The sequence below is a fragment of the Streptomyces sp. NPDC001902 genome, from assembly GCF_042891295.1.
Taxonomy (GTDB): Bacteria; Actinomycetota; Actinomycetes; order Streptomycetales; family Streptomycetaceae; genus Actinacidiphila.
The window spans coordinates 121,108-138,513 of record NZ_JBIATA010000001.1 but is presented as its reverse complement, the minus strand read 5'-3'; the positions used below and the strand labels follow the sequence as shown (position 1 = coordinate 138,513).

The following is a 17,406-nucleotide window of genomic DNA, read 5'->3' as shown; positions in this document are numbered from 1 at the left end:
CGGCAGCCCGGGCCCGGTCAGCGCGTGGTCAGCCCGGTCAGTGCCCGCAGCGCCCGGTCGGCGGGGAGTCCCGCACCGCGCGCGTAGGCCTCCTGGTGGGCCGGGTCTCCGAGGGCGGCCCGTGCGGCGCCCTCGGTGCGGGTGGCGTCGGGACCGGCCGGCACCTCGGTGCCGCGCAGCGCACTTGCCACGCCCAGCAGTTCCGCGGCCCGTGCGGGGTCGCCCTCGGCAAGCACGAGGCCGGCGAAGGCGTCGGCGAGGTTCGCCGCCAGCGGCAGGTCGCGGGCCCCGTGCTCCACACCCGCGGCCTCGCGCAAGTGCCCGCGGGCGCGGACGGTGTCGCCCTCCTCCCGGGCGATCCTGCCGAGGGCGATGTGCGCCTCGGCACGGGCGCTCTCGCCGGTGTACCAGCCGTCCAGGGACTCGGACAGGGCCAGCCCCGACAGCCGCCGCGCCTCGGCGAGGTCCCCGGTCAGCCGGGCGCACTCGCCCAGGCCCAGGTGGGCCCCGGCGAACATCTCCCGGGCGCCGCAACCGCGGGCGAGCTCCAGCCCGCGCGTGAAGTCGGCCCGGGCCTGCTCGTACCGTCCCGCCCGCAGGCCGCACCTGCCGCGTTCGCCGAGCAGCTCGGCGACGCTCTCGGTGGCGCCCAGCTCGGCGGCGTGACCGAGGGCCTCGTCGATCAGCCCCACGGCCCGCGCCACGTCACCGCGGGAGCCGGACAGCCAGGCCAGCTGCGTGAGGGCCATGGTGGTCCCCCAGCGGTCGCCCAGGGCGCGGAACCCGGCGAGGGCCCGGTCGAACTCCGTCTCGGCCGCGGCGATGTCACCGCCGACCATCCACGCGTGGAACCCCGAGCCGACGTGGACCAGGGCCCGCTGCCAGGGCTCGACGAGGCTCGCCGCGCCGTCCGCGTACCGGGCGTACGTCTCGTCGTCCGGCACTCCGGCGAAGGGCGCCCAAAGCAGGTTGAGCACGGGGTAGCGGCGGGCCATGCCGCCGAGCCCGGCGACGACGTCCGTGGCGGCCGCCAGGTGGACGGCGAGTTCGGCCTGGTCCGCGGTGACGGAGGCGGCGGTGATCACGCAGAGCGCGTACTCCTCGGCCAGTCCCGGCGGAGCGCAGGGCCCGGTCACCGCCAGCAACTCACGGGCGGGCCGGGCACCCTCGTAGCGCGTGCCGCGCAGCATCCAGTACGTGCACAGGGCCGCGAGCAGCCGCAGCGCCACGGCGGTGTCGCCCGCGGCCACCGAACCGCCCAGCGCGGCGTGCAGGTTGTCGTGGTCGGCGGCGAGCCGGCCCAGCCACTCCAGCTGCTCGGCCCGGCGCAGGCGCGGGTCGGCGGTCAGCGCCAGGTCGAGGAAGTACGCGGCGTGCGCCCGGCGCAGCGCCTCCGACTCGCCCGCCTCGGCGAGGCGTTCGGCGGCATACGCCCTGATGGTCTGGAGCAGCCGGTAGCGCACACCGCCTCCCTCGCCGTCCGGACGGTCCACCACCACCAGCGACTTGTCGGCGAGGGAGGCGAGCAGGTCGAGCACGTCCTCGGCGTCGATGGCGTCGCCGTCCGCCGGGCCGGCCGCGGGTCCCGCGCAGATCGCCTCGGCGGCCGGGAGGGTCCAGCCCCCGGCGAAGACGGAGGCGCGGCGCAGCACGGTGCGCTCGTCCTCGGGCAGCAGCTCCCAGCTCCAGTCCACGACCCCGCGCAGGGTCCGCTGACGGGGCTGCGCGGTGCGACTGCCCCGGGAGAGCAACCGGAAGCGGTCGCCGGGCCCGGCGAGCACGTCACCGAGCCGGTCGGCGACGTCGGCGGCGGACAACGACCGCAGCCGGGCGGCGGCCAGCTCGATGGCGAGCGGGACGCCGTCCAGGGCCCGACAGATCCGGGCGGCCTCCGCGGCGTCGGGCAGCCTGCCGGACGGACTCACGGCGGCGGCCCGCTCGAGGAGCAACCGGACGGCGGGGGAGCCGAGCACGTCCTCCTCGGGCGCGCCGGGGGCCGGCAGCGGCAGCGGTTCGAGCGGGCAGAGCGTCTCGCCGTTGACGCCGAGCGCCTCCCGGGTGGTCGCCAGGACCCGAACCCGCGGGCAGGCGGCCAGCAGCTCCGCGGTGATGCGGGCGGCGTCGGCGATCAGGTGCTCGCAGTTGTCCAGCACGAGGAGCACGTCCCGGTCGGTCAGCGCGGCCGTGAGACGGGCGAGCGGCGAGCCCTCCAACCCCCCGGCCTCACGCCCGGCGGCCCCGGGGAGCAGACCCGCCTCCCGCAGGCCCAGGGCCCCCGCGATCGCCTGCGGCACCTCGGAGCCGTGGGTCAGCCCGGAGAGGTCCACGAAGCAGACCTCCCCCGTGTGCCGCCCGGCCGCCTCCACCGCGGTACGGGTCTTGCCCGCACCGCCCGGGCCGATCAGGGTGACCAGCCGGGCGTCACCGAGCCGCGCCCCGATCCGTGCCAGCTCCTGCTCACGGCCGATGAAGCTGGTCAGCTGGGCGGGCAGCCCGTGCCGGAGGAGCGGCGCGGACGGACTCCCGGCGGACGATGTTTCACGTGAAACACCCGAAGACCGGGCATCCGGCACGCCTCCGGTGCCCCCGGTGACCGCGGCAGGCGCGGTACGGGCGGGCACCGGCTCGCCGCGCAGCACCGCCAGATGCGCCTCCGCCAGTTCCGGGCCCGGGTCGGCGCCGAGGGACTCGGCGAGTTCACGCCGTGCGTCCTCGTACACCCGCAGCGCCTCGGACTGGCGGCCGCAGCCGTACAGCGCCCGCATCAACTGGGCGCGCAGCCGTTCCCGCAGCGGGTACCGGGTGACCAGTTCCTGCAGTTCGGCGACGAGTTCCTGGTGGTGCCGTGCGTCCAGCGCCAGCTCGGCCGCGATGCGGTCCTCCACCGCCGCGATCCGCAGTTCCTCCAGCCGCGCCACCTGCGCCCGCGCGAAGGGCGCGTCGCCCACGTCCGCCAGGGCCGAGCCCCGCCACAGGTCAAGCGCACCGCGCAGCAGGCCCGCGGCCCGCCCGGGCTCACCCGCGGCCAGCGCCTCCCGCCCCTCGGCCGCGAGCCGCTCGAAGCGGTGCACGTCCACCTCGTCAGGGGTGACCACCAGCCGGTAGCCGCCCGGATGGCGCTCGATGGGCACGGCGACGGCCGCGCGCAGCCGCGAGACCTGGGACTGCAGCGCGTTGCCGACCCCGGCCGGCGGCTCGTCCCCGTACAGCCCGTCGATCAGCCGCTCGGTGCCGACGATCCGGCCCGGCTCCAGCAGCAGCATCGCCAGCAGCGCCCGCCGGCCCGGGCCGCCGACGGCGGCGGTGCCCCCGTCGTCCCGCAGCGCTCTCGTCTCCCCCAGAATGCCGAACCGCACGCCGCCGATTCTGCCGCACGGGTCCGCGGTCGGCACCGGGCTCTGGGAACACGACAGGCCGGGACCTCCATGAGGTTCCCGGCCCGGTCGGACGGTGTGGAGCCTAGGGGAGTCGAACCCCTGACATCCGCCATGCAAAGACGGCGCTCTACCAACTGAGCTAAGGCCCCGTGCCGCAGACCAGCGTACCGGCTGCGGAGAGGATCACCGACCGAGTATCGGGGGTCCGTAGGATGACGGGCAAGTTCGCGGCCGCAAAGGTCCCCCGTCAGGAGCCCGCAATGGACAGCTCGCAGCCGGACGCCACCACCCGCGTCCAGGACATGCAGCGCACCTGGTACGGCGAGCCGCTCGGCGTGCTGTTCCGCCGCCTCATGGAGACCCTGGCGCTCAACCAGGCGCGGCTGGCGGGGGTGCTGGGGCTGTCGGCGCCGATGCTCTCCCAGTTGATGAGCGGGCAGCGCGCGAAGATCGGCAATCCCGCGGTCGTGCAGCGGCTCCAGGCGCTGCAGGAGCTCGCCGCGGAGGTGTCCGGCGGGACGGTGGCCGCGGCGGACGCCGTGCCGCGGATGGAGGAGATCCGCGGTTCCGAGGGCTCACCCCTGCTCGGCACCACCCAGAGCACGACCGGAGCGCCGCTGCCGCCCGCGCGCAGGGTCGTCCACGAGATCCGCTCGCTGCTGCACGGGGTGGCCTCGCCCGCCGAGATCGCCGAGGCGGCCGATTCCCTCGCCCACCGCCACCCCCAACTGGCAGAGTTCCTCAGGGTGTACGGCGCCGGGCCGTCCGACGCGGCGGTCCGGGACTACGAGGCGCGGAAGCAGGGGGCGGACGCACGCCATGGGTGAGGTCTTCGCGGGCCGGTACGAACTGGTCGATCCGGTCGGGCGCGGCGGGGTGGGCGCGGTGTGGCGCGCCTGGGACCGGCGGCGCGGACGTTACGTGGCGGCCAAGGTGCTGCTGCAGAGCGACGCCCACGCCCTGCTGCGCTTCGTCCGGGAGCAGGCGCTGCGCATCGACCACCCGCACGTCCTGGCCCCCACCAGCTGGGCGGCCGACGACGACAAGGTGCTGTTCACCATGGACCTGGTGCGCGGCGGCTCGCTGTCGCACCTCATCGGCGACTACGGCCCGCTGCCGGCGCGCTACGTCGGCGGCCTGCTCGACCAGTTGCTGTCCGGCCTGACGGCCGTGCACGCCGAGGGCGTGGTGCACCGGGACATCAAGCCCGCGAACCTCCTGATGGAGGCGACCGGCACCGGGCGCCCGCACCTGCGGCTGTCGGACTTCGGCATCGCCATGCGCAAGGGGGAGCCCCGGCTCACCGCGGCCAACTACGTCGTGGGCACCCCTGGTTACTTCGCCCCGGAACAGCTGCTCGGCGCCGAGCCCGACTTCCCCGCCGACCTGTACGCGACCGGGCTGGTCGCGCTCTACCTGCTGGGCGGCAGCAAGCCCGACGCGGAGGCGATCGTCACCCAGTACGTCCACGGCATGCCCCGGGCCCCGCAGGGCGTCCCCGGCCCGCTGTGGGAGGTGATCGGCACCCTGCTGCAGCCGGACCCGGAAGCCCGCTTCCGCACCGCCGCGGGCGCCCGCAAGGCCCTGGCGGCGGCGGTGGAGCTGCTGCCGGACCCCGAGCCGGACGAGGAGGCCGTCGAGGTCTTCGACCAGATCGGGCCGCTGCCCGCCGGCTTCTCCCCCGACGGACCGGTGGACCCGGCGCCGTCCGTGGAGGGGACCGGGAGCTTCCGCCTGCCGCCGCCCGCACCCGCCCCGCGGCCCGCCGCGACGGCTCCGACGCCGCCCACACCGCCGACGCAAGCGCCGGTCACCCCGGCGCCCACGCGTCCTTACACGGCCACCGTGGCGGGTGCCGGTGCCCCGGTGGCCGCCGCTGCCGCCGCCGTCGCTCAGCCGCTGCCGCCGCCGATCGCACCGGCCGTGCCCGCCGCCCGGGCCGGCGCACCGGCGCCGGCGCACCGGCCCGGTCCTCCCGCCAAGGTCGTCGTGCCGATGCTGCTCGTCGCGGCCCTCTGCTTCGCCTTCGGCTTCTGGGCCCTGTCAGCGTCCTCCTGAGACCGCGGCCGGCCCGCGCCGCGCGGCCACCGTCCAGACCGCGAGCGACAGCAGCAGCACGGTGCCGGCACCCAGGGCCGCGAAGCCGAGGGCGCGCAGCAGTGGGTTCCCGGAGCCGGGCTCCCCGGGGAGGCCCAGGTCCTCGCCGGGGTCACCGTCGTACGACGGCCCCGCCTGCGCGACGCCCTCGACGTTGATCCGCAGGGTGACCGGGACGGCGCCGTCGACGAAGCCCGCGACCTCCGGGTGCACCGACACCGCCAGGTAGTAGGAGCCGTCGAAACGGGCCGCCGACACCGCGTCGCCGCTCTCGTAGCGGTTGGCGTAGGCGACCTTCCCGGTCGTGGCGGTGACGGAGGTCTGCTCGCCCGAGTAGGAGGCCGTGTCGCCGCCGATGAAGGCCCAGCGCGGGTTGTAGACCTCCACGCGCACACCGGAGCCGCTGTAGCCGCCCGGCTTGGTCACGTCCGCGTTGGCGAAGTCCGCCGCGGCCCAGGCCTGTTGTCCCCAGCCGACCGGTACCCGGTAGAAGCGCGTCTGCCCGGGCAGCACCTCGTCCTTCCAGACCCCGCTGCCGAGGGCTCCGGCATGGGCGAAGTCCGCGCCGCCGGTGGCCCCGCGGGCGGTGCCGCTCGCGGGCACCGGCGTCTGCGTGCCCGGACTGAGGGCGGGGCCGGGCGTGGCGCCGCCGGTGAGCCCCGGCTCGTTGGTGAACCGGATCTGCAGCGGCCAGGGCGCGGCGTCCGAGGTGCCCTGCGAGGTGCGGGTCACCTCCAGGACGTACGCGTGCGCCTGCCGGCACGGCCCGTCCTCGCCGATGGTCCGCTCGACCCAGGTGCCGATGGGCCGTGCCGCGCCGTCGGCGGAGAACGTCCGGCGGTCGCTGTCGCAGCGGGTGCCGTCGGTGCTCGTCAGCGTCAGCTCGATGCCGTCCCCGTACGCCACCTGGGTGCCCGGGCGGGGCAGCGCGAAGACCGCGAGGTAGGCCGAGCGCACCGCGTCCAGGTCGAGGGCGTAGTTCTTGCCGCCCTCGTCCGCCGCCAGGCTGTCCCGGTACAGGACCCCGGGCTTGAGCTGCGGGGCGTCCGCGGTGCTGGCCCGGCCCCGTACCTCCTCGCCCTGCGGCTGCCAGGAGGGGACGGCCGGGTCGGCGTACGCCGCTCCCGCCGGTCCCGCCAGCAGCGCGAGAGCCGCCGCCACCGATGTGAGTGCCCTGCGGATCATGCCCCGTCCCTCCGCCTGCGGCCCAGCAGGGCCACCATCCCGACCCCGGCGAGCGCCACCGCGCCGCCCGCGGCCGCCGCCATCGCGTCGCGCGTCGTCATGAAGCCCCCGCCGTCCGCGGGGGCTGCGGCCGCCGTGGTGTCCCCGGCCGCCGCCCGTTCCCCGCCCTCCCGGCCGGCGGCCGAACCGCCGCCGCGCGGGGGCGCGTCATACTCCGGTCCGGCCAGTTCCGTCCCGGTCACGTCCACCCGCAGGACGACCCCCACCGCCGCGTTCCGCGCCAGCCCTGCCGCGCCCGGCCCGAGCGAGACCGCGACGTAGTGCTCGCCCGCCGTCCGGGCGCCCCGGGCGCCTTCGCCGGCGACCCAGCGGTTGGTCCAGGTCACGGGTACCGTGCCGAGCCCCACCGACAGCGGGCGCCCGTAGTAGCCGCGGCGTTGCGAGGCCCCGGAGGCGTCGCCCAGCGGCTGCCGTCCCGGCCCGTACGCGGCCGTCGCCACGAAGGACGAGGCCGTGGAACCACCCTTCTGGAGCGGTTCGTTGGCGAAGTCGGCGGTGTACGTCAGTCGCTGTCCCCAGCCGACCCGCACCTTGTAGAAGCGCGTCTGACCGGGCAGCAGCGTGTCCCGCCAGATGCCCCTGCCGAGCCGGCGCGCGTCGTTGAACCCCGTGCCGCCCTCGACGTCCCGCGGCGCGCCCGTCAGAGCCGCCGGCGGGTCCCCGTAACGGGTCGCGGCCGGTGCCGGGGTGGCACCCGCCGGGAACGGCCGCTCGGAGCCGTACCGCAGCTCCAGGGGCCAGCGGGCGCGGTCGGAGCCGGTGGCGCTGGTGCGGTGCACGGAGAGCACGTAGCGCCCCGCCCTGTCGCAGGCGCCGTCCCGGCCGTCGCCGGGAATCCGGCTGACGGCGCCGCCGATCACCATCGCGCCCTCGTCCTGCCCGAAGTGCGCGGTGTCCGAGCCGCAGGTGAGGGCGTACCTGCCGGTGCCCGCCAGCCGCAGCTCGACGCCGTCCCCGTACGCGGCCTTCACCCCCGGCCGCGGCACCGCGGTGACCGCCAGGTCGGCCGTGGAGGCCGCGTCCAGCGTCATCGCGTACCAGCGGGTCTCGCCGGGCCCGATGTCGTCGACGTACTGGCCGGGGGACAGCCCGGGCGCACCGGTGGCGCTCGTCCCGCCGTCCACCCGCAGTCCCTGGAGGCGGTACGCGTCCGCGCTCAGCCGGGAGGCCCGCGTCAGCTGCCGTACGAGCGAGGCGGCGTCGGGGGCGTCCCGGTAGCTGCCGTGACCGGCCTCGGCGATGCACTCCAGCTGCTCGCGGGCGCCGCCGCGCACCTGGAAGCCGATGGTGTCGATCCGCAGGTCCACGCCCTGCCCGGCCAGCCGTGCCGCCACCTCGCAGGGCTCGGGCGCCCCGCAGGTGTCCTCGCCGTCGGAGACCAGCACGATCGTGCGCCGCCCGCCCTCGGGCAGGTCGGCGGCCGCCTTCTGCAGCGACAGCCCGATGGGGGTGTCCCCCTGGGGCCGCACCTCGGCCACGGCCTGCTTCAGGGCGTCCCGGTCCAGCGGCCGTACGGGCTCCAGCAGACGGGTGTCGTCGCAGCCGTGCTCCTTGCCCGCGCCGTAGACCCGCAGTCCCGTCGGGTAGCCGTCCGGCAGGGCGTCCACGACGGCGCCGACGGCCTTCCTGGCCGCCGTCATGCGGGCGCCCGCCATGGAGCCGGAGGAGTCCAGCACCATGACCAGCCCGTCGCCGTCGTCCACGGCCCGGGCCCGGGCCGCCCCGGCCGGGCCCAGCAGGGCGGCCAGCACCAGCAGCCCGCACGCGGCCGCCCACAGCGGCGCCACGGGCCCGCACGGCAGCGCCTTCCCTCGTCGCATGTGCTGCTCCCTCTCGCACATCGTCGGCCTCAGCGAAGGTATTGATTTGCGACAGCAAATACAAGCGGATCGCATCACGGTCGGGCAACAACGCCCGGGCGACCACGGGCGGACATGACGAGGCCCCGACCACATCGTGATCGGGGCCTCGGGAATCCTTCGTCCGGGCTGTGCCGTCTCAGACGCTCGCGCCGGAACCCGCCGGAACGGAGTCCGTGGCCTCCGTCCACAGGTCCTGCTCGGCGCGGTCCGCCTGGATCTGGCGGTACACGAGGAGACCGCCGATGGCGGCCAGTGCGACCAGGAGAAACTTCTTCACCGCGCGACCTCGTCCTTCTTGCGTTGAGGGTCTTCCGACGGGCCCGACTATACACACCGGTCGATATCGAACGGTGACCTGCCACCGGAACCAACTGCGCGGACGCGGACAAGGAAACGGCCCGTACGGATGATCCGTACGGGCCGTTCACGCGGTGGGGCTAACAGGACTTGAACCTGTGGCCTCTTCCTTATCAGGGAAGCGCTCTAACCGTCTGAGCTATAGCCCCGCGCTGCGTTGAAAGATTAGCGCACCCGGGGCCGTGGCCCAAAATCGGTTACTCGTCCTCCGCCAGAGTCAGCTCGATCCCGCCCACCATGCCGGCCGACATGTTGTAGATGAAGGCGCCGAGCGTCGCCAGCGCCGTGGCCAGCACGACGTCGATGACCGCGATGACCGCCGTGAAGGTCAGCACGCGCGACAGCGACAGGAACGACACCAGGTCGAACCCGCCGTCCGAGCCGGAGGACGTCGCCTCGCTGAGCGTGCCGCCGACCGTGGTGAAGACGCCGATGGCGTCCATCACCATCCACAGCACCGCGACCGCGATGACCGTGCAGATGCCCAGCGCGATGGAGAGCAGGAAGCTGACCTTCATCACCGACCACGGGTCGGCCTTCGCCACCCGCAGCCGCGCCTTGCGCGTGCGCGGGACCGTACGGGCCGCAGGACGCGGCTGGCGGACGCCCGCGGTCGCGGGGGGCCCGGCCGGGGGCGCGTACGCCTGGGGCGGCTGGTGCGGGTCCTGGGTCAGCTGCGGCGCCTGCTGCGGCTGCTCGGCGACCGGGCCGGCGGGACCACCGCCGTAGGTCTGCTGGTGCACAGCGTGCTGGTGCTGCGCTGGACGGGTGTCGGTCACGGTGATTCCCCCCTGGTGCGGGCCGTTGTCCGTACGTGGGCCAGGGGCACCGCCGATCGCGTCCGGAACGGCGGCCGGCATCGGCTGCCCTCCGTCCGCGCCCGTCCCACCCGCGGCGCCCTCGGCTCCACTCACGGCTTTCTACTCCTCCGACTCGGCGGCCAGGGGCTGCTCGCCCTCGGCCTCTTCGGCGGCGACGACCTCTTCGGCCTCCGCCCCCGCCTCGGCATTGCGGGCGACGCCCACGACTGCATCCTTTTTACCGAGGTTGATCAGTTGGACGCCCATGGTGTCACGCCCGGTTTCCCTGATCTCGTTGACACGGGTGCGGATCACACCGCCGCCGAGGGTGATGGCGAGGATCTCGTCGGTCTCCTCCACCACCAGCGCCCCGACCAGGGAACCCCGGTCCTCGACGATCTTGGCCGCCTTGATGCCGAGTCCGCCGCGCCCCTGGACCCGGTACTCGTCCACACTGGTGCGCTTGGCGTACCCGCCATCGGTGGCGGTGAAGACGAACGTACCCGGTCGCACGACATTCATCGAGAGCAGTTCGTCCCCTTCGCGGAAGCTCATACCCTTCACGCCCGAGGTCGCACGGCCCATCGGCCGCAGCGACTCGTCCGTCGCGGTGAACCGGATGGACTGCGCCTTGCGGCTGACCAGCAGCAGGTCGTCGTCCGGGCCGACCAGCTCGGCACCGATCAGCAGGTCCTCGCTGCCGTCCTCGGTCTCCCGCAGGTTGATCGCGATGACACCGCCCGAGCGGGGCGAGTCGTAGTCCTTCAGCGAGGTCTTCTTCACCAGGCCCGACCGGGTGGCGAGCACCAGGTAGGGCGCCGCGTTGTAGTCGCGGATGGCCAGCACCTGGGCGATCTGCTCGTCGGGCTGGAAGGCCAGCAGGTTCGCCACGTGCTGCCCGCGGGCGTCACGGCCGGCGTCCGGCAGCTCGTACGCCTTGGCGCGGTAGACCCGGCCCTTGTTGGTGAAGAACAGCAGCCAGTGGTGGGTGGTGGTGACGAAGAAGTGGTCGACGATGTCGTCTTCCCGCAGCTTCGTGCCGCGCACGCCCTTGCCACCGCGCTTCTGCGAGCGGTAGTCGTCCGTCTTGGTGCGCTTGACGTAGCCGCCACGGGTGATCGTGACGACGATGTCCTCCTCGGCGATCAGGTCCTCGATGGACATGTCACCGTCGAAGGGCACCAGGGCCGAGCGCCGGTCGTCGCCGAACTTCTCGACGATCGCCGTCAGCTCCGTGCTGATGATGCCGCGCTGCAGCTCGGGCGAGGCCAGGATGCGGTTGTACTCGTTGATCTTCGCCTGGAGCTCGTCGTGCTCCTGGACGATCTTCTGCCGCTCCAGGGCCGCCAGGCGGCGCAGCTGCATCTCCAGGATCGCGTTGGCCTGGATCTCGTCGATCTCCAGCAGCCCCATCAGGCCTTCACGCGCCACGTCCACGGTCGCGCTGCGCCGGATCAGTGCGATGACCTCGTCGATCGCGTCCAGGGCCTTCAGCAGACCGCGCAGGATGTGGGCGCGCTCCTCGGCCTTGCGCAGCCGGAACCGCGTCCGGCGGACGATGACCTCGATCTGGTGGGTCACCCACTGCTTGATGAACTGGTCCAGCGAGAGCGTGCGCGGCACGCCGTCCACCAGCGCCAGCATGTTGGCGCCGAAGTTCGTCTGCAGGTCGGTGTGCTTGTAGAGGTTGTTCAGCACCACCTTGGCGACGGCGTCGCGCTTGAGCACGATCACCAGGCGCTGTCCGGTGCGCGAGGAGGTCTCGTCGCGGACGTCGGCGATGCCGCCGACCCGGCCGTCCTTCACCAGGTCGGCGATCTTCTGCGCCAGGTTGTCCGGGTTGACCTGGTACGGCAGCTCGGTGACGACCAGGCACTGCCGGCCCTGGATCTCCTCGACCTCGACGACCGCACGCATCGTGATGGAGCCGCGGCCGGTGCGGTACGCCTCCTCGATGCCCTTGCGGCCCACCACCAGGGCGCCGGTCGGGAAGTCGGGGCCCTTGATGCGCTCGATGAGGGCCTCGAGCAGCTCCTCGTTGGACGCCTCCGGGTTGGCCAGGTACCACTGGGCGCCCTCGGCGACCTCGCGCAGGTTGTGCGGCGGGATGTTGGTCGCCATGCCGACCGCGATGCCGGCGGAGCCGTTGATCAGCAGGTTGGGGAAGCGCGACGGCAGGACCGTCGGCTCCTGGTTGCGGCCGTCGTAGTTGTCCTGGAAGTCGACGGTGTCCTCGTCGATGTCCCGGACCATCTCCATGGACAGCGGCGCCATCTTGCACTCGGTGTACCGCATGGCGGCGGCCGGGTCGTTGCCCGGAGAACCGAAGTTGCCGTTGCTGTCGACCAGCGGCATGCGCATCGACCACGGCTGGGCCAGGCGCACCAGCGCGTCGTAGATCGAGGAGTCGCCGTGCGGGTGGTAGGTACCCATGACGTCGCCGACGACACGGGCGCACTTGTAGAAGCCGCGCTCCGGCCGGTAGCCGCCGTCGTACATCGCGTACAGCACGCGCCGGTGGACGGGCTTGAGGCCGTCCCGGACGTCGGGCAGCGCGCGGGACACGATGACGGACATCGCGTAGTCGAGGTAACTGCGCTGCATCTCCGTCTCGAGGCCCACGGCCTCGATCCGCGTCGTGGTGTCCGCCTCGGCGGCGCCCGCGGCGTCCTGCGGGGTGCCGGGCGTGACAGGGGTGTTCTCGTCGGCCATTGCTGGTCAAAGTCCTTTCGGGCGGCGGCTGATGGGCGCCGACTCAGATGTCGAGGAAGCGGACATCCTTGGCGTTGCGCTGGATGAAGGAGCGCCGGGCCTCGACGTCCTCGCCCATCAGCACCGAGAACAGGTCGTCGGCGAGGGCCGCGTCGTCCAGGGTGACCTGGCCGAGCACACGGTGGTCGACGTCCATCGTGGTGACCCGCAGTTCCTCGGCGTTCATCTCGCCGAGGCCCTTGAAGCGCTGGATCGAGTCCTCGCGCACGCGCTTGCCGTTCTGGCGGCCCAGCTCGATCAGGGCGTCGCGCTCGGAGTCGGAGTACGCGTACTCGAAGTCGTCCCGGCCCCACTTGATCTTGTAGAGCGGGGGACGGGAGAGGTACACGTGGCCCGCCTCGACCAGCGGCCGCATGAAGCGGAAGAGGAAGGTCAGCAGCAGGGTGTTGATGTGCTGGCCGTCCACGTCGGCGTCCGCCATCAGGATGATCTTGTGATAGCGCAGCTTCGAGATGTCGAAGTCCTCGTGCACACCGGTGCCGAAGGCCGAGATCAGCGCCTGGATCTCGGTGTTCTGCAGGATCTTGTCGATCCGCGCCTTCTCCACGTTCAGGATCTTGCCGCGGATCGGGAGGATCGCCTGGTACTGCGGGTTGCGGCCGGACTTGGCGGAGCCGCCGGCGGAGTCACCCTCGACGATGAAGATCTCGCACTTGGCGGGGTCGTTGGACTGGCAGTCGCTCAGCTTGCCCGGCAGCGACGCCGTCTCCAGCAGGCCCTTGCGACGCGTCAGGTCGCGCGCCTTGCGGGCCGCCACGCGGGCGGTGGCCGCCTGGATGGACTTGCGGATGATGTCCGAGGCCTCGTTGGGGTTGCGGTCCAGCCAGTCCGTCAGGTGCTCGTGCACGACCTTCTGGACGAAGGTCTTCGCCTCGGTGTTGCCGAGCTTGGTCTTCGTCTGGCCCTCGAACTGCGGCTCGCCCAGCTTGACCGAGATGATCGCGGTCAGACCCTCGCGGATGTCCTCACCGGTGAGGTTGTCGTCCTTCTCGCGGAGCAACTTCTTCTCGCGCGCGTACTTGTTGACCAGCGTGGTCAGCGCGGCGCGGAAGCCCTCCTCGTGGGTGCCGCCCTCGTGGGTGTGGATGGTGTTGGCGAAGCTGTAGACACCCTCGCTGTACTGGGTGTTCCACTGCATCGCGACCTCGACGGAGAGCAGCCGCTCCTTGTCCTCCGCGTCAATGTCGATCACCGACGGGTGGACCGGTTCGCCCTTGCGCGAGTTCAGGTACTTCACGAAGTCGACGATGCCGCCCTCGTAGTGGTACGCGACCGAACGCGGCTGGCCCTCGTTCTCCACGTCCGCGTGCTCGGGACGCTCGTCGGTCAGCGAGATGGTCAGGCCCTTGTTGAGGAAGGCCATCTCCTGGAAGCGCCGCGACAGCGTCTCGAAGGAGTACTCGGTGGTCTCGAAGATGTCACCGTCGGCCCAGAAGGTCACGGTGGTGCCGGTCTCCGCCACCGGCTCGTTCTTCTGCAGCGGGGCGGTGGGCACGCCGAGCTTGTAGTCCTGGGTCCAGCGGAAGCCCTCACGCTTGACCTCGACCGCGACCTTGTTCGACAGCGCGTTCACGACCGAGACGCCGACGCCGTGCAGACCGCCGGAGACGGCGTAGCCGCCGCCGCCGAACTTGCCGCCCGCGTGCAGCACCGTGAGCACGACCTCGACGGCGGGCTTTCCCTCGGACGGGACGATGTCCACCGGGATGCCGCGGCCATTGTCGACCACGCGCACGCCGCCGTCGGGGAGGATCGTGACGTTGATGGTGTCCGCGTGACCGGCCAGTGCCTCGTCGACGGAGTTGTCGACGACCTCGTACACCAGGTGGTGCAGGCCGCGCTCGCCCGTCGAGCCGATGTACATGCCCGGGCGCTTGCGAACCGCGTCCAGGCCCTCAAGGACGGTGATCGCGCTGGCGTCGTACGCCCCGCCGGAGGCGGGCGCGGCGGAGCCGTCAGCTGCGGACGTATTGATCTCGTTGGGGTTGCCGGAATCGGCCACGAAGCGCCCTTTCTGGCACAGCATGAGCGGGGTCCCGCGGCGCGGAACCGGCTGCATCACTCGACATCGTTCGACTGGTCCCGCTGGGGTCCCCCGGTGCCGGAGGCCAGGGGCGGGCGGTACTGCTACCAGTCTACCGGTAGCGCCGACATAGATGGGGCTTTGGCGGTACCTGAGTTCCCGTGTACCCGACGGAAGTACCTCCAGCCGACTCCCCACACGCGGACCGGGTCCCAAAACGGCTCACGCGGGCGCACAGGGCTTCGACCCGATTACGCACAGCAGGTTCCCGGCCTATCCGTACGTATCGCCCGGCCCACGGCTCCCGGGAGCACGCAGACGGCCGTACGAACGCACCGGTCCTCCCGGCCCCAGGACCTTGATCAACTTCACGGTGCCGTGCCCGAGATCGGCGTTCAGCCTGGCCACGAGCGTCGGGGCGAGCAGCCGCAGCTGGGTCGCCCAGGCCGTGGAGTCGCACTGCACCGTGAGGACCCGTTCCTCCTCGTCGTACCGCTGCGGCTGGCAGTGCAGGGCCACGTCGTCGCCCACCAGTTCCGGCCAGCGGCCCATCACGCCGCCCACCGCCGCGGGGGCCTCCCAGCCGCGCTCGGTGATCAGCCGGCTGATCGCGGCGCCCAGGGGCAGCGGGTCCCGCCCGTCCGCCCGCGCACCACTGCGCAGGCCTCCGCGCCGGGCCTGCTTTTTTTGCTGGGCGGCCGCGCCCCTCGCGCGGGCCTGCTCCTTGGCGGCGCGCAGCGCGACCCTGGCCAGGTCGACGCCGGACACCGGCTTGTCCTGGGCGCCCGGCTCCTGCCCCGGCTGCTGAGGTGGCTGCTGGTCCGTCATGCCCGCTCCACGCCGCCGTCCTCCACCGCGTACCGGGCACCGACCAGCACGTCCGGTACGTCGTCGTCCACCGCCGCCGTCACCAGCACCTGCTCACCGGGGGCCACCAGCTCCGCCAGCCGGGTGCGGCGCCGGGCGTCGAGCTCGGCGAAGACGTCGTCGAGCACCAGCACCGGTTCGCCGCCGTCGGCGCGCAGCAGGTCGTACGAGGCCAGGCGCAGCGCCAGCGCGTACGACCAGGACTCACCGTGGCTCGCGTACCCCTTGGCGGGGAGCTGTCTCAGCTTGAGGGAGAGGTCGTCCCGGTGCGGACCGACCAGGGTCACCCCGCGCTCGATCTCCTGCTTGCGGGCCTCGCCCAGGGCCTCCAGCAGCAGTCCGTACAGCTGCTCGCGGCCCGACGCCCCGGCGATCCGTTCGCCGATCGAACTGCGGTACTCCAGGACGACGGGGCCACCGCCCGGTGCCAGCTGCTCGTACGCCTTGTCCGCCAGCGGCTGCAGGGCCTGCGTGAGGTCCAGGCGCTGGGCCAGCAGCTCGGCGCCGGCCCTGGCCAGGTGCTGGTCCCAGATGTCGAGCGTGGACAGGTCGGCCCCGCGGCCGCCGTGGCGGCGGGCCATGGCGGCCGACTTCAGCAGGGTGTTGCGCTGCTTGAGGACCCGCTCGTAGTCGCTGCGGACGCCCGCCAGCCGGGGCGCCCGGGCGGTGAGCAGCTCGTCGAGGAAGCGCCGGCGCTCCCCGGGGTCGCCCTTGACCAGGGCCAGGTCCTCGGGGGCGAAGAGCACCGTCCTGACTATCCCCAGCAGGTCGCGCGGGCGGACCTGGGAGGAGCGGTTGAGCCGGGCCCGGTTGGAGCGGCCCGGATTGATCTCCAGCTCGATCAGCTGTTGCCGCTCGCCCTGCACCACGGACGCCCGCACGATCGCCCGGTCCGCGCCCATCCGCACCAGCGGGGCGTCGCTCGCGACCCGGTGGCTGCCGAGGGTCGCCAGGTAACCGACCGCCTCGACCAGGTTGGTCTTGCCCTGGCCGTTGGGGCCGACGAAGGCGGTAACGCCCGGGTCGAGCGGGACCTCGACCCGGGCGTAGGAACGGAAGTCGGCGAGCGACAGATGCGCGACGTGCATGGCTGCGCGCCGCCTCCTTCCCGTGGGTGTGACTAGTGCTTCTCGACGGCGTGGCCGCCGAACTGGTTGCGCAGCGCGGCGATCATCTTCATCTGCGGGGAGTCGTCCTGGCGGGACGCGAAGCGGGCGAAGAGCGACGCGGTGATCGCGGGCAGCGGCACGGCGTTGTCGATGGCCGCCTCGACGGTCCAGCGGCCCTCGCCGGAGTCCTCGGCGTACCCCTTGAGCTTGTCGAGGTGCTCGTCCTCGTCGAGGGCGTTGACGGCCAGGTCCAGCAGCCAGGAGCGGATGACGGTGCCCTCCTGCCAGGAGCGGAACACCTCGCGCACGTCGGTGACCGAGTGGACCTTCTCCAGCAGCTCCCAGCCCTCGGCGTAGGCCTGCATCATGGCGTACTCGATGCCGTTGTGGACCATCTTGGCGAAGTGGCCGGCGCCGACCTTGCCGGCGTGGACGGAACCGAAGTTCCCCACCGGCTTGAGGGCGTTGAAGACCGGCTGCACCCTCTCGACGTGCTCGGGCTCGCCGCCGTACATCAGCGCGTAGCCGTTCTCCAGGCCCCAGACGCCGCCGGAGACACCGCAGTCGACGAAGCCGATGCCCTTGGCGGCCAGCTCCTCGGCGTGCTTCTCGTCGTCCGTCCAGCGGGAGTTGCCGCCGTCGACGACCACGTCACCGGGGGAGAGCAGGTCACCGAGCTCGTCGATCGTCGCCTGGGTCGCGGCGCCGGCCGGCACCATCACCCACACCACCCGCGGGGCCGCGAGCTTGTCCACAAGTTCCTGCAGGCTGTGGACATCGGCGAGATCCGGGTTGCGGTCGTAGCCGACGACAGTGTGACCGGCCTGGCGGATGCGCGTGCGCATGTTCCCGCCCATCTTGCCGAGACCGATGAGACCGAGCTCCATCGTTGATCCT

At 72.9% G+C, this 17,406-nt stretch carries 11 protein-coding genes, 2 tRNA genes and 1 pseudogene; 2 read left to right on the top strand and 12 right to left on the bottom strand.

The genetic code is table 11. The features are described from left to right. Nucleotides 1-17 precede the first annotated feature (17 nt). Complete coding sequence (locus tag ACFYYN_RS00630; protein ID WP_500544180.1) at nucleotides 18-3,356, bottom strand: AfsR/SARP family transcriptional regulator; 3,339 nt, start codon at nucleotides 3,354-3,356, stop codon at nucleotides 18-20. Between the two features lie 97 nt (nucleotides 3,357-3,453). Then, nucleotides 3,454-3,526 (bottom strand) — tRNA-Ala (locus ACFYYN_RS00625). Nucleotides 3,527-3,637: 111 nt separating this feature from the next. Here ACFYYN_RS00625 and ACFYYN_RS00620 point away from each other — a divergent pair. Both ACFYYN_RS00620 and ACFYYN_RS00615 read left to right on the top strand, forming a co-directional pair. Continuing rightward, nucleotides 3,638-4,204 carry a DNA-binding protein gene (locus tag ACFYYN_RS00620; protein WP_500544179.1) on the top strand — a complete coding sequence of 189 codons (567 nt, stop codon included), beginning with the start codon at nucleotides 3,638-3,640 and terminating at the stop codon, nucleotides 4,202-4,204. Next, the gene (locus ACFYYN_RS00615) at nucleotides 4,197-5,435 is read left to right on the top strand and encodes a serine/threonine-protein kinase (protein WP_500544178.1); all 1,239 of its coding nucleotides are present in this window, start codon (nucleotides 4,197-4,199) and stop codon (nucleotides 5,433-5,435) included. Before ACFYYN_RS00620 ends, ACFYYN_RS00615 begins: the two co-directional genes overlap by 8 nt. Here ACFYYN_RS00615 and ACFYYN_RS00610 read toward each other — a convergent pair. The 10 genes and pseudogenes from ACFYYN_RS00610 to gnd form a co-directional block, all read right to left on the bottom strand. Continuing rightward, nucleotides 5,421-6,659 (bottom strand): hypothetical protein, encoded by a 1,239-nt coding sequence (locus tag ACFYYN_RS00610; RefSeq protein ID WP_500544177.1) that lies wholly within the window; start codon nucleotides 6,657-6,659, stop codon nucleotides 5,421-5,423. The two genes, ACFYYN_RS00615 and ACFYYN_RS00610, sit on opposite strands and share 15 nt — an antisense overlap. Further along, entirely contained in the window at nucleotides 6,656-8,539 is a 1,884-nt protein-coding gene (locus ACFYYN_RS00605) for a vWA domain-containing protein (RefSeq protein ID WP_500544176.1), read from the bottom strand. The genes ACFYYN_RS00610 and ACFYYN_RS00605 overlap by 4 nt, the downstream gene beginning before the upstream one ends. A gap of 178 nt (nucleotides 8,540-8,717) precedes the next feature. Further along, entirely contained in the window at nucleotides 8,718-8,858 is a 141-nt protein-coding gene (locus ACFYYN_RS00600; RefSeq protein WP_018559211.1) for a DLW-39 family protein, read from the bottom strand. Nucleotides 8,859-9,013: 155 nt separating this feature from the next. Then, nucleotides 9,014-9,087: transfer RNA gene (locus ACFYYN_RS00595), tRNA-Ile, on the bottom strand. A gap of 48 nt (nucleotides 9,088-9,135) precedes the next feature. Next, nucleotides 9,136-9,852, bottom strand: coding sequence for a DUF3566 domain-containing protein (locus tag ACFYYN_RS00590; RefSeq protein WP_500332043.1), 717 nt, complete (start codon nucleotides 9,850-9,852; stop codon nucleotides 9,136-9,138). A gap of 6 nt (nucleotides 9,853-9,858) precedes the next feature. Next, nucleotides 9,859-12,450 (bottom strand): DNA gyrase subunit A, encoded by a 2,592-nt coding sequence (gene gyrA, locus ACFYYN_RS00585; protein WP_500436023.1) that lies wholly within the window; start codon nucleotides 12,448-12,450, stop codon nucleotides 9,859-9,861. Nucleotides 12,451-12,493: 43 nt separating this feature from the next. Further along, nucleotides 12,494-14,536: a DNA topoisomerase (ATP-hydrolyzing) subunit B gene (gene gyrB, locus ACFYYN_RS00580; protein WP_500544175.1), complete on the bottom strand. Its 2,043-nt coding sequence runs from the start codon at nucleotides 14,534-14,536 to the stop codon at nucleotides 12,494-12,496. A 270-nt stretch (nucleotides 14,537-14,806) separates the two neighbouring features. Continuing rightward, nucleotides 14,807-15,361: a DciA family protein gene (locus tag ACFYYN_RS00575; RefSeq protein WP_500332040.1), complete on the bottom strand. Its 555-nt coding sequence runs from the start codon at nucleotides 15,359-15,361 to the stop codon at nucleotides 14,807-14,809. Then, on the bottom strand, nucleotides 15,358-16,488 hold the full coding sequence (gene recF / locus ACFYYN_RS00570) for a DNA replication/repair protein RecF (protein ID WP_500544174.1): 1,131 nt from the start codon (nucleotides 16,486-16,488) through the stop codon (nucleotides 15,358-15,360). The genes ACFYYN_RS00575 and recF overlap by 4 nt, the downstream gene beginning before the upstream one ends. Nucleotides 16,489-16,520: 32 nt before the next feature. Next, nucleotides 16,521-17,402: pseudogene (gnd, locus tag ACFYYN_RS00565) on the bottom strand (phosphogluconate dehydrogenase (NAD(+)-dependent, decarboxylating)); the annotation flags it as partial. Nucleotides 17,403-17,406: the final 4 nt, after the last annotated feature.

Excerpts from the sequence above, each read along its gene's own strand:
- ACFYYN_RS00575 (WP_500332040.1), bottom strand. The coding sequence starts at position 15,361 with ATGACGGACCAGCAGCCACCTCAGCAGCCGGGGCAGGAGCCGGGCGCC.
- ACFYYN_RS00620 (WP_500544179.1), top strand. The coding sequence starts at position 3,638 with ATGGACAGCTCGCAGCCGGACGCCACCACCCGCGTCCAGGACATGCAG.
- gyrB (WP_500544175.1), bottom strand. The coding sequence starts at position 14,536 with ATGCTGTGCCAGAAAGGGCGCTTCGTGGCCGATTCCGGCAACCCCAAC.
- gyrA (WP_500436023.1), bottom strand. The coding sequence starts at position 12,450 with ATGGCCGACGAGAACACCCCTGTCACGCCCGGCACCCCGCAGGACGCC.
- recF (WP_500544174.1), bottom strand. The coding sequence starts at position 16,488 with ATGCACGTCGCGCATCTGTCGCTCGCCGACTTCCGTTCCTACGCCCGG.
- ACFYYN_RS00615 (WP_500544178.1), top strand. The coding sequence starts at position 4,197 with ATGGGTGAGGTCTTCGCGGGCCGGTACGAACTGGTCGATCCGGTCGGG.
- ACFYYN_RS00610 (WP_500544177.1), bottom strand. The coding sequence starts at position 6,659 with ATGATCCGCAGGGCACTCACATCGGTGGCGGCGGCTCTCGCGCTGCTG.
- ACFYYN_RS00605 (WP_500544176.1), bottom strand. The coding sequence starts at position 8,539 with ATGCGACGAGGGAAGGCGCTGCCGTGCGGGCCCGTGGCGCCGCTGTGG.